Origin of the sequence: Acidisoma silvae, from assembly GCF_020618775.1 — a bacterium.
Classification (GTDB): Bacteria; Pseudomonadota; Alphaproteobacteria; order Acetobacterales; family Acetobacteraceae; genus Acidisoma; species Acidisoma silvae.
Genome location: NZ_JAESVB010000016.1, coordinates 1 through 12,259 on the forward strand (window position 1 = coordinate 1; position 12,259 = coordinate 12,259).

Sequence of the window (12,259 nt, forward strand, 5' to 3'; positions counted from 1 at the left end):
TGACTGGGGCAACAGGCGTCACTGGTCAAACAGGTGGCACAGGGGCAACGGGTCAGACTGGAGCCACAGGCAACACGGGAGCAACGGGTAGCACTGGTCAAACAGGTGGCACGGGCGCGACGGGTGGCACAGGGGTAACCGGATCCACCGGCGCCACAGGTTCGACTGGTCAAACGGGCTCGACTGGCAACACCGGGGACACAGGCGCAACGGGTGCGACCGGGTCCACTGGCAACACGGGTTCGACGGGGGTAACTGGCGCGACCGGCGACACCGGGGCAACCGGATCGACTGGCGTGACTGGTCAAACTGGCTCAACAGGTTCAACGGGGAACAACGGCGTCACAGGTTCGACTGGCAGCACTGGCCAAAACGGCGTGACTGGTCAAACTGGTGGCACGGGCGCGACGGGTTCCACTGGTGTGACCGGTCAGACCGGTGGCACAGGGGCAACGGGTCAGACTGGCGCCACCGGCAACACCGGCGCAACCGGATCGACTGGCAACACAGGCGACACCGGCGTGACTGGGGCAACAGGCGTCACTGGTCAAACAGGTGGCACCGGGTCCACCGGCGTTACTGGCGCGACTGGCTCCACCGGCGCCACAGGTTCGACGGGCAGCACTGGTCAAACCGGCGTGACCGGTCAAACGGGTGGCACGGGCGCGACGGGTTCCACTGGCGTAACTGGTATGACCGGTCAAACCGGTGGCACAGGGGCGACCGGATCGACGGGCGTGACAGGGGCAACAGGCGGCACTGGTCAAACAGGTGGCACTGGTTCCACCGGTGTTACGGGCGCGACTGGCTCAACCGGTGGCACTGGTTCAACTGGCGGCACGGGCGCCACCGGATCCACTGGCGTGACTGGAGCAACAGGCGGCACTGGTCAAACAGGTGGCACTGGTTCCACCGGCGTTACTGGCGCGACTGGCTCGACTGGCAACACTGGGGACACAGGTGCGACTGGCAGCACTGGTCAAACCGGCGTGACTGGTCAAACTGGTGGCACGGGCGCGACGGGTTCTACGGGCAGCACAGGCGCAACCGGATCGACAGGCAACACAGGCGACACCGGCGCGACGGGGTCCACTGGCAACACCGGTTCGACGGGGGTAACTGGCGCGACCGGCGACACCGGGGCAACCGGATCGACTGGCAGCACGGGTGCAACCGGGTCCACCGGTGGCACTGGTTCAACTGGCAGCACGGGCGCAACGGGTCAAACAGGTGGCACCGGTTCGACGGGGGTAACTGGCGCGACCGGATCCACCGGAGCAACGGGCGTGACCGGATCAACTGGCGTGACTGGGACAACAGGCGGCACGGGTGCAACTGGCTCAACCGGAGGCACCGGCGGCACGGGTGCGACCGGGTCCACTGGCAACACAGGCGATACCGGCGCGACTGGCTCCACCGGAAACACAGGCGCTACGGGCGTGACCGGTCAGACCGGTAGTACAGGCGCGACTGGCGATACTGGAGCGACCGGTCAGACGGGCGCGACGGGTTCCACTGGTGTGACCGGTCAGACCGGTGGCACAGGGGCGACCGGATCGACTGGCAGCACTGGTCAAACCGGCAGCACCGGCGCGACAGGCAACACCGGCGCGACCGGGTTCACTGGCAACACCGGTTCGACCGGGGTAACTGGCGCGACCGGATCCACTGGCGATACAGGCGCGACTGGCTCCACCGGGGCCACAGGTTCGACGGGCAGCACTGGTCAAACCGGCGTGACTGGTCAAACTGGTGGCACTGGTCAGACGGGCAGCACGGGTGCAACCGGGTCCACCGGTCAGTCGGGCGCCACGGGAGCAACCGGATCGACAGGCAACACAGGTTCGACTGGCAACACAGGCGATACAGGCGCGACTGGTCAAACAGGCGGCACCGGTGCAACTGGCTCCACCGGATCGACCGGCAATACAGGCGCTACGGGCGTGACCGGGCAAACCGGCTCAATCGGCAACACGGGCGCAACCGGATCGACTGGCAGCACTGGGGCGATCGGTAGCACTGGCCAAACCGGCGTGACTGGTCAAACTGGTGGCACGGGCGCGACGGGTGGCACAGGGGTAACCGGATCCACCGGCGCCACAGGGGTAACGGGTCAGACTGGCGCCCCCGGCAACACAGGCGCAACGGGCGCAACCGGATCGACTGGCCTTACCGGGGCAACGGGATCCATCGGCGCCACAGGCGCGACGGGCAACACAGGCGCCACGGGTTCCACCGGCGATACGGGTGCCACAGGTTCGACAGGTGTCACCGGGCAAATCGGCGCCACGGGCGACACCGGTGCGACCGGAGGCGACGGTGGGTCAGGCACAACCGGGTCAGCCGGCACCGGTGACACCACCGTCTACGCGGCCTCGGGCGCCTCGACGGTCCTGGGCGGGGATGTCTTCCTTGGCAGCACGCCTGGCGCGATCACCGTGCTCGGCGGGTCCGGCAATATCACGCTGTTCGGCGCGTCAGGCGGCAGCAGTTCCCTGCTCGTCGGTGGCTCCGGCTCCAATACCCTCATCGCCGGCACGGGCAGTTCAACCCTGATTGGCGGCGCGGGGACGGCCCAGGAGTTCGGCTATGGCTCCGCATCGACGACCTTCGTCGCCGCCTCGGGCGACACGACGATCAACGGCACCACGGGTTATGGGACACAAACGATCTTTACCGGCAGCGGCAGATCCTTCTCGTCCTTGAACAATGCCTCGGACACGGTGATCGGCGGCAGCGGCAGCGCGACTGTCCTGGGGGGCTCCGGCTTTGACGTCTATGGCTTCATCAAAGGCTATAGCGGCGGCACCGAAGTCATCTATGGTTTCAAGGATACCGATACGATCGTCTTCGGCGGCTACGGCGCGAAGCCGATCAATGCGGAAGCGGTCGTCGGGGGATCCGACGTCATTACCCTGACGGATGGCACGACCATCGTCCTGCAGAATATCGACCACAAGGTCTTCAACGGCATCGAGTAAGTGCGGCGGTCGACGGCCGATATCGACCAAAGGCGCGGTGTCGGCAGTGCTGCCGCCACCGCGCTTTGCGTTGACGCAGTGCAGCATCACTCGTAAAAGGCCGCCTTCTGAACCAGCGAAGCCCGATCAGGCGCAACCTTACTCAGCGCCGGAGGCGCCGCTCGACCATGTCCATGACATTCGCCGACCTCGCCCTGGCGCCCGCCCTGCTCACTGCCTTGTCCGAGGAAGGCTATATCAGCCCGACCCCGATTCAGGCCCAATCCATCCCGATGCTGCTGGAGGGCCGCGACATGCTGGGCATGGCCCAGACCGGCACGGGCAAGACCGCCGCCTTCGCCCTGCCGCTGCTGCATCGCCTGGCCGCAGCGCCCCGCTCGGCCCCCAAGGGCGGCGCCCGCGTCCTGGTGCTGGCCCCGACGCGCGAGCTGGTCTCCCAGATCGCCGACGGTTTCGCGAAATTCGGCAGCCATATGAATTTCAGCGTGACGACGATTTTCGGCGGCGTCAGCCAATTCCATCAGGTCAATGCCCTCAAGGCCGGGGTGGACATTGTCGTCGCCGCGCCGGGGCGCCTGCTGGATCTGATTGACCAGGGCCTGTGCGACCTGTCGCAGCTTGAGGCGCTGGTATTGGATGAAGCCGACCAGATGCTGGATATGGGCTTCGCCAAGCCGATCGAGCGCATTGTCGCCACGCTGCCGAAGGACCGGCATACGCTGCTATTCTCGGCGACGATGCCGAAATCCATCGCTGCCCTGGCCGACCGCCTTTTGCGCGATCCGGCCAAAGTTGAGATTGCACCGCCCTCCACCACCGTCGACCGGATCGAGCAGTCGGTCATGTTCGTCGATGCGGCGAACAAGAAGACCGCGCTGCTGGCGTTGCTGCGGACGCCGGGCATCGGCCAGGCCGTGGTCTTCACGCTGCAGAAGAACATCGCCAATGAAGTCTGCGCCTTCATCACGGAAGCGGGCATCACCGCCGAGGCCCTGCACGGCAACAAGTCGCAGGGCCAGCGGGAACGCGCGCTGGACGCCTTCCGCGCCGGCAGCGTCCAGGTTCTGGTGGCAACGGATATCGCCGCGCGCGGCATCGACGTCGACACGGTGACGCATGTCTTCAACCATGACTTGCCGAGCCTGCCGGAAAGCTATGTCCATCGCATCGGCCGCACCGGCCGCGCCGGCCGCCACGGCTTCGCCATCACGCTCTGTGACGCCGAGCAGCGCGCCTGGCTGCGGGATGTGGAGCGGGATATCGGCCGCCCCCTGACAGTGAACGCCGATCACGCATGGCATTCCGAGGCGGCGCGGCATTCGACCATGCGCCCGCCTCTGCTGGGCGGTGCGGCACCCAAGGAAGCCAAGCCTCAGGAAAAGCGCGAGCGCAAGGTCTGGACGGAGGAAGAGAAGCTCGCCGCCCGCGCGGCAGCGACCCGGAAAGTCATGGACAAAGTCTGACCGGGCCAACGGCCGCCGCATTCGGCACGCATCGATACGCGCCGTCCCGCGCAAAGGCTTACGGCAGATCGGCCAAAGCCTTGAGCCAGATAGCGACGGCCTCGGCCCCCGGATCGGCATGGCCTGCCGTGCGGTCGCCGAGATAGCTGGAGCGGCCGCGCCTCGGCGCCATCTTGGCCGTCGCGTCGGCGCCCTCGCGGGCGGCAGAGGCAGCAGCAGCAATGGCCGCAGATACGGGGACGTCGCCAGCCAAGGCAGTCCGCAAGGCCTCGGCCGCCGGCAACAGGGCGTCCAGCATCGTGCGGTCCCCTGCCCTACCATCGCCCAGTTGCGCCAGAGCTTGCACACCCTCCGCGAAAGCCTCGGCCCAGGCGCCAGGCGTCACGCTGGAAGCCGCCGTGAGGCTGCGGGACGCCCGTAGCAGCATGACCGCGTAGAGCGGTCCGGACGTGCCACCCAGCACGCGCCGGAGAAGACTCGAGAGGCCAGCCAGCGCCGCAGGCGGATGCGCGAGGTCGAGTTCCGGCAGCGCCGCCAGAATGGCAGCCGCGCCACGCTCCAGGCTGATGCCAAGATCCCCGTCACCCACCGCCTGATCCATGGCGGTCAGTTTCGGCTCTGCTTCGCTCAGCGCGGCACAGATGGCGCGTAAGCTTGCTTCAAAACGCGGCGAAGAGGTTCCCAGAACGCGTGCCTGGGGCGCCAGCTCGGTCGGCTTGGCGGGCCGCTGCGGTACCTGGCCCGGCGTCCAGGCGGGCGCGGACGCCGGCGCATCCAGCCGCGCCAATCGCGCCGCATCGACCTTCATCAGCGACAGCGAACAGCCGGCCATATCGATGGCCGTCAGAAAGGTGCCGGCCCAGACGCGTTCGACGCTAATGCCGCGCGCTTCCAGCGAAGCGAGCGCCGACCGCGCCACGATCAGCAATTCCATTACCGGCGTGGCGCCAAGATTATTGACAAGCAGCGCCACCTTGTCGCCGGCACGCAGCCCTTTCTGCGCCACGACCCGGTCCAGCAGGATTTCCGTCAGCCGATCGGCGGACGCCATCGATACGCGACGGATACCGGCCTCGCCATGAATGCCAAGCCCAAGCTCGATTTCAGTCTCGCCCAAAGTAAAGCCGGGCTTGCCCGCAGCCGGCACCGTGCAGGGCGAGAGGGCGACCGCCATGGTGCCAAGCGCGGCGATGGCCGCTTCGGCTTCAGCTTTGACTGCTGCCAGATCAAGCCCCGCCGCCGCCGCTGCACCCGCCACCTTATGCACCAGCACCGTGCCGGCGATGCCACGCCGTCCAGCGTTCTCGGGCCCCGCCTCGAGCGCCGTATCGTCATCGACGATCACGACCTCAGCGGGAATGCCCTCCGCCCTGGCCATCTCGGCGGCAAGGCCGAAATTCAGGCGATCGCCGGTGTAATTCTTGACGATCAGCAGAACGCCGGCCGGGGTTGCGACAGCACGGATGGCCTCCAGCACCGCATCGGTGGAGGGCGACGTGAAGACATCGCCAGTCACGGCCGCATGCAACAAACCGGGGCCGATGAAACCGGCATGGGCGGGCTCATGCCCGGCGCCGCCGCCGGAGACAAGGGCGACGCCCTCGGTTTGCGTTTGACGCAAAACGACATGGCTGTCCGACAGAAGACGAAGTCCCGGCGAGAGGCGCACGAGACCTTCCAGCATTTCGGGCACAACGCTGACGGGATTATTGATGAGCTTCTTCATGACTGCGGCTCCTTGTTTGTCTTGCTAGCCAGCATAGAGCCGCGCCCAGTCAGGGTCAGGTGAAATGCTTCGCTCGCCGAGCAAAACAGGGGGTGAGAATCCTGCCGCATGGGCCGCGAGAAAGGCTGCGCCGAAGGCGCTCAATTCCGCCTCGGTGACGATATGAATGTCCCGGCCGAAGATACTGGCGCGCAGGCGGAGGAAACTGTCAGAGCGCGCCCAGCCGCCGCCGGTAAAAAGCGGACCTGGCGGCACACCGAGTTCCGCAAGTACGGCCAAGCGTCGCGCCGTGTCCCAAGTCATCTCTTCAAGGCGGTTCCGAACGACCGGTCCCTGCCCAGGGCCACCAGGCACCGACCCACCTGCCATGATGGCACGGAAGGCTGAACCAAGGTCGCTCGCATCCTCAATCAACGGCTGCAAAGCGCCGGAAAGTTCCGTGACACCGAGGCAGGCGATGCCAGTTCCCCAGACCGGGCGCGAGAAGGCGAAATAGGGATGCGGCGGCGGCTGACCATTATCCTCGGGAATTTCGGCATAGATCAGTTCCGCCGTGCCCATGGAATCAACGATGGCCGTCGGATGGCGCTGCCGAATGGCGAAGGCCGCCACCGGATGGTCGTGGCCGCCCGCAACAACGGCGGTCTTTCTATTCGCGACGCCTGCGGCTTCAAGACGCGGCGAATGCAGCGAGCCCAACACGGTGCCGCCCGGCACCACGGCCGGCAGCGGCGGCGCACGGCAATCGGCAAGCAGGTCGTCCATCCAGCGCCGCTCACCCACATGCCAGCAGGCGGTACGGGCCGCGAGACTTTCACTCATGAAGCACCGGCCGGACCAGCGTGCCGCCGGGTAATCGGTCAGCGCGACCCAACTCGTCGCGGCGGCCAGAGCTTCAGGTCTGTGCTGCCGCGCCCATGCCCATTTGGCCGCCGTGCGCGAATAGTCGAGCGCGACGGGTAGCGGCGCATTCCGCCAGGGCGCACGCGCTGCCATTGCCTGAGCCAGTGCGGAAGCGCGCCGATCAAACCAGGGAATGGCACGATCCAAGGCCAGTCCCTGCCCATCCACCGGAACACCGTCCTCACCCACGCCGGCGGCGGCGACCGCCGCCAAAGGGCTGCTCAGCCCCGCGTCATGGAAGGCCGCGATCATCAGCGCTTCCACCATGCAGAGCAGAGCCTCGGCATCGGTCGCGACCCCGTCAGGCTCCGCCAGGCGCGGTGTCCTGCAAGCTTTGCGCGACAGAACGCGGCCGTCCTCGTCCAGCAGCAGGACTTTCACATTCGTGCTGCCAAGGTCGACACCACAAAAGACGGGCGCCATATCGGGGCGAGCTCCGCGGATTGCGCGATCTACCAGAGCTTTACATGATGTTCGCGGGCAACGCGGTTCAGTTCAGCCATCATCCGGGCCGAATCCGCCGGCTCGCGCGACCAGACGTTGCGGCCGACGATAAGACCCTGCGCACCTGCCGCGACGGCTTCCTGCACTTCGCGCACCGCATCCGCATAGCTACCCGTCATCGGACCACCCGCTATAACCAGGGGCACCTTCAACTCCTGCACCAGCTTCGCCGTTGTATCCGCACCCGGGAAGGCGATTTTGATGATATCGGCGCCGACGTCATAGGCAATGCGAGAGACCTCGAACTCCGCCGCAACCACGTCGGGGCTACGTGGGTCGCCGATCAGAACGGGTTCGATCATCACCGGCATCTGCCACTGCGCGGCGTCGGACACGACTTTGCCCATGCGCTCGACCAGCTTCATTTTCTCACGGGTCGAAACATTCCAGGGCATCAGCATCTTCACACAGTCGACACCGAGGCGCACGGCATCCTCGACCGTCGCCAGCAGCGTGCCGAGACCTTCACGCGCATTGATGAGTTCGTAAAAGCCATCCACCGCCATGACGCGGGACAGATGGCTGGCCTGGCCCATTTCCGCCTGCGTCTGCTTGATGAGGCCGGGACTCATCATGAAACCGGTTGCCCCCTGCTCGATAAGGCGATTGACGACATCAACCGGTGCCTCCAGCCCCTTCATGAGGGCGCGCGGAAAGATCAACCCATGATCGACCGGGCAGATGATCGCGGCGCGGCCAGCGGGAAACAGGCGCTGCATTCGATAGGTGGAGACCAGATTGGGCAAATTCCTGGTTGTCATATCTCGTCCTTTTCGACGTAAGATTATTCGTGAGCGCTTGATGCGCCGATTTGAGAAGGCTGGATCAAAAGTCAGTTGCGCTTAACCAGCGCCGATGCGAACGACGGGCGTTGCCGCGAACCAAAAAAATGGAGGATATGCCGAACGCCATGTTCAGCACGCCGTTCTTAACCTAGACGAAAGCGCGCTTGGCGCAGCGACGATAGCTTGCATCAGATCCTCGGTGGGGCTGAACCCTCTTGTCCGGACAAGACGTACATTTCCTACGCCAGCCCGTTGGCAGCGTCAAGCGCCGGTGGCCCAGGCGTCAGGTTCCCGCGCGCTCACGCCTATCGCTGATCAGGCCGCCTCTTGGCATGCACTTCAATTTCCACAGGAACTTCGTCACTGCGCAACCAGGACAGATAATAGTCAAAACAGCGATTGTCCGCGTCCCACGAGACAGATCGTATCAGCAGGACCGGCGAACCCGGTTTGACGTCCAGGTGCCTGGCCAAAGCACGGCTTGCGCTGACCGCTGAAATAGAGCGTTTGGCACCGTGGACATGCCAGCCAGCGGATTTGAGGACGCGATTGAGCGACGCCCCGCCCCGCAGAACGTCGCCATTGCCGATGACAGGCGCCAGGCTGGGCGCAAGATAGTTCAGGCCATAAAGCGCCAATCGCCCGTCCAGCCGACGCAAGCGCTCGACCACGACACCCTGGCTGCCACTGGGCAGGCTAAGCGCGGATGCCGCTTCATCGGGCAGCGTTTCAAAAGCGACCCGAAGAACATCGGTATCGACGGTGCGCTTGAAACTTGTCTCTGCTTCGGAGAAGCCTTCCGCAAATTGCAGCATCCAACTCGGCGCGGGCGGTGTCGCGACAAAAGCGCCGCGTCTTTGCACGATCCGAATACGGCCCTGGTCCTGCAGCAGCCGCAAGGCCTCCCTGACCGTGTGCCGCGACAAGGTGAATTGGCGACAGAGATGCGTTTCGCTGGGAAGCGGATCCCCGACGTGATAGCGGCCGGCAGCAATCTGCTGTTCGATCCATCGCACAAGCTGGAGATAAAATGGCTCCGCAGACGCCCGGTCGATTTCAAATGCCGAACCCATGAGACGCTTGACCTGCTTGTCCGTACAAGAATGAAACTGCGTAGCGGCCTGTCACCTGATTGTCAATAATGAGCATCGCTGTCACTCACATACGACTTATGGCGCCCTGGCGAAGCAAGACCAATTTCATTTCGAATGTAAGAAACTTGGCAGAAAAGGCGGGAAATATTTGCTGAATCAATAATTTGTTCTTGAAGGCCGCAGGGACAGGCGGCAAGGCCTGTCCCTTTCATGAGCCTCCCTCACCAGCTATAGCTGAGCGTCGCAATGACGGAGCGACCCAAACCATATTGGCAGCCGCTGGACGAGCAAGCGGCGAGGTATTCCTCATTGAACAGATTGTCGGCATTGACGGCCAATTTCGCGCCTTCGAAATTCCGGCCGAGTGAGCTGAGATCGTAATGAAGTGCCGCGTCAACGATGACATAGGATGGCATCTTGTAGGTATTGTCATTCGTCGCGAACATCTGGCCGCCGAACTTGACGCCGCCACCGAAGCCGAAACCCGTCATCCGACCTTGCTGAACCGTGTAGTCTCCCCAGCCCGAAATGATATTATTGGGTGTATCGGCAAGCTCATTGCCTTCAGTGCCGTCATTCGCCTGTGTAATATCGGTTGCAAGATGCGTATAGGACGCCCGCAGGTTTAGCCCGGGTTCGGGGCTGCCAACGGCGGAAAGCTCCACACCGCGTGACCGCACCTGCCCTGTCTGCACGTAATAATTGGCATGGTTCGGGTCCGTCGTCTCGACATTGTCCTCAAGCAGATTGAACAGCGACGCTGTGAAACGCGCGTTCCAGCCATGGGGCTGATATTTGATGCCGACCTCCTCCTGCTTTCCGGTCGTCGGCTTGAAAGCATTGCCGTCGTAACCCGTGCCAATCGTGGGCGAGAAGGACGTCGAATAGCTCACATAAGGCGCGATGCCGGTTGGAAAAATATAGCTCAGGCCGACATGGCCGGTGAAGGCCGATGGCGACTGCTCACTCGTGCTGTCCGTCAGGCGATTAAGGAGGCTATACGACGTCAGATCCTCGCGCCCGCCGAGCAGAAGGCGCCAGCGGCCAAGCTTCAGCTGGTCCTGGGCATAAAGACCGATCTGGTCCTCTATCTCATACTGGTTCTGAAACACCGCCGGCGTCGCGATCGGCAGATCATAATCAGGGTCAAGGATATTGAGCGACGGCGCATCCCCCCAACGGGTCAGGTCATTCCATGTCAGGTGCTGATAATCAATGCCCAGCAGCAAGGTATGGCCCACCGGCCCGGTGCTGAAATTGGCCTGCGCCTCATTATCGAGATTGATGGTGTTGAGCGTCTCGTTCGCCGTATAGGCCTGCCGGGTCATCGTTACATTGTCGCTTTCCATCGACAGACCCTGCACGGCCTCATATTCGAGGGAGAGATTCGTGTAGCGAAAATTCTGCCGCACCTGCCAGATATCGTTGAAGCGATGCCAGAATTCGTAACCCACCTGCCATTGCGTGCGGTTGTAGTTTTCGAAATTCTTATCGCCGGTATAGAAGCTGGGTGAGATTTTGCCGGTCGGGCTGTAAAGCAGCGTGCCCTGCAAAGGCAGTTCATCCCAAAAACCGCCGTTCGGGTCATGCAGATAGCTGGTCAGCAGGGTAAATGACGTATCGGGGTTGGGCTTCCAGGTCAGCGATGGCGCGATATTGACGCGTTCCTCGCGCGTGTCGTTCACCTCTGTCCCGGTCGTGCGGGCTATGCCGGTGATGCGATAGAGCAGCGTGCCGTCCTTGTTGGCTGGCCCGCCGAGATCGAAAGCACCCTGCGCCAGACCGTAGCTGCCCGTGGACAGTTCGACCTCATGCACCGGCGTTTCGGTGGGGCGCTTGCTGGTCATGTCAATGATGCCGGCAGGTGTATCCGCGCCATACAATGTGGAGGACGGACCTTCCAGCACGTCCAGCCTGTCGAGCATATAGGGCTCGACTTTTGGCACGGCCCAGACACCGCTGAGCAGTTTCAGCCCATCGAGATATTGGTCCAGCGAGAAGCCGCGAGCGGTGAAACTGTCCAGCCGGTCATCGGCATCGTCATTCACCCATACACCGGGCGCATAGCGCAAGGCGTTGCGAATGGTCTGCGACTGTTGCGCCGTCATCTGCGCCCGCGTGATGGTATTGATGGTCTGCGGGATCTCCAGAACGGAAGTATTGGTCTTGCTCGCCGTCATGGTGCGGGTCGCGACATAGCCGACACCAGGACCATAGGGGTTCTGCCCACCGCTGGCCCTTGCCTCGACCTCGACCGCCGGCAGCGTGGCGCCGTCAGCGCTCACCGGCGCTTTCTGCAGCACGATGGCTTTTGGCCCGGTGAAGCGAAACGTGAGGCCAGTCCCCGACAAAATATGGGCGAGGGCGATATCCGGCGCCAGATTGCCTTGCACGCCGGGGCTCTGCAGGCCCTGCACTTTTGTCTGGTCGTAAAAGACCTGAAGATCGGCCTTTTGTGCGAAGGCCAGAATAGCGGTGTTCAAATCACCCGCCGGAATGGCAAAGCCGACTGCGGCTGACAGCGGCTTTGCCTGACTATTCACCTGCGCCTGGGCAGAAGGCGGCAGAGATGCCCCGACCAGAACGGCCAGCAGCGCAAGACTCGCACCCCATGAAAGATAAGGCCCGCACGGCCCGCTATGCTTTGAACGTTTCGAAACTCTGGTCACTCTCGCCTGATCCTTTGTCGCCGCTCTAAATCGCGAATGATTTGCATTTGCGTTTCGAGGATGAGACGTGTCAGGCCGCCCGATCCGGTAAAAGTTTTTCCAGAAATTTTGACCGGGTCGGAAAGATTGCGCTT

The 12,259-nt window shown here is 63.6% G+C and carries 7 protein-coding genes; 2 read left to right on the forward strand and 5 right to left on the reverse strand.

Annotated features, from left to right (window positions below; genetic code table 11):
* Both ASILVAE211_RS20935 and ASILVAE211_RS20940 read left to right on the forward strand, forming a co-directional pair.
* Nucleotides 1-2,981, forward strand: a 2,981-nt coding sequence (locus tag ASILVAE211_RS20935; protein ID WP_319799608.1) for a beta strand repeat-containing protein, incomplete at its 5' end; no start/stop codon positions are given.
* Between the two features lie 167 nt (nucleotides 2,982-3,148).
* The gene (locus tag ASILVAE211_RS20940; RefSeq protein WP_227323314.1) at nucleotides 3,149-4,444 is read left to right on the forward strand and encodes a DEAD/DEAH box helicase; all 1,296 of its coding nucleotides are present in this window, start codon (nucleotides 3,149-3,151) and stop codon (nucleotides 4,442-4,444) included.
* A gap of 58 nt (nucleotides 4,445-4,502) precedes the next feature.
* Here the strand turns inward: ASILVAE211_RS20940 and dhaL are convergent, their stop codons facing one another.
* The 5 genes from dhaL to ASILVAE211_RS20965 all read right to left on the reverse strand — a co-directional run bounded on the left by dhaL (nucleotide 4,503) and on the right by ASILVAE211_RS20965 (nucleotide 12,125).
* Entirely contained in the window at nucleotides 4,503-6,170 is a 1,668-nt protein-coding gene (gene dhaL / locus ASILVAE211_RS20945) for a dihydroxyacetone kinase subunit DhaL (RefSeq protein WP_227323315.1), read from the reverse strand.
* Nucleotides 6,171-6,194: 24 nt separating this feature from the next.
* A complete protein-coding gene (locus ASILVAE211_RS20950) occupies nucleotides 6,195-7,496 on the reverse strand; it encodes an FGGY family carbohydrate kinase (protein ID WP_227323316.1) in 1,302 nt (433 codons plus the stop codon).
* A 29-nt stretch (nucleotides 7,497-7,525) separates the two neighbouring features.
* A complete protein-coding gene (locus ASILVAE211_RS20955) occupies nucleotides 7,526-8,338 on the reverse strand; it encodes a class I fructose-bisphosphate aldolase (protein ID WP_227323317.1) in 813 nt (270 codons plus the stop codon).
* 329 nt (nucleotides 8,339-8,667) lie between these two features.
* A complete protein-coding gene (locus tag ASILVAE211_RS20960; RefSeq protein WP_227323318.1) occupies nucleotides 8,668-9,435 on the reverse strand; it encodes a GntR family transcriptional regulator in 768 nt (255 codons plus the stop codon).
* 242 nt (nucleotides 9,436-9,677) lie between these two features.
* On the reverse strand, nucleotides 9,678-12,125 hold the full coding sequence (locus ASILVAE211_RS20965) for a TonB-dependent siderophore receptor (RefSeq protein WP_227323319.1): 2,448 nt from the start codon (nucleotides 12,123-12,125) through the stop codon (nucleotides 9,678-9,680).
* Nucleotides 12,126-12,259: the final 134 nt, after the last annotated feature.

Excerpts from the sequence above, each read along its gene's own strand:
- ASILVAE211_RS20940 (WP_227323314.1), top strand. The coding sequence starts at position 3,149 with ATGTCCATGACATTCGCCGACCTCGCCCTGGCGCCCGCCCTGCTCACT.
- dhaL (WP_227323315.1), bottom strand. The coding sequence starts at position 6,170 with ATGAAGAAGCTCATCAATAATCCCGTCAGCGTTGTGCCCGAAATGCTG.
- ASILVAE211_RS20950 (WP_227323316.1), bottom strand. The coding sequence starts at position 7,496 with ATGGCGCCCGTCTTTTGTGGTGTCGACCTTGGCAGCACGAATGTGAAA.
- ASILVAE211_RS20955 (WP_227323317.1), bottom strand. The coding sequence starts at position 8,338 with ATGACAACCAGGAATTTGCCCAATCTGGTCTCCACCTATCGAATGCAG.
- ASILVAE211_RS20960 (WP_227323318.1), bottom strand. The coding sequence starts at position 9,435 with ATGGGTTCGGCATTTGAAATCGACCGGGCGTCTGCGGAGCCATTTTAT.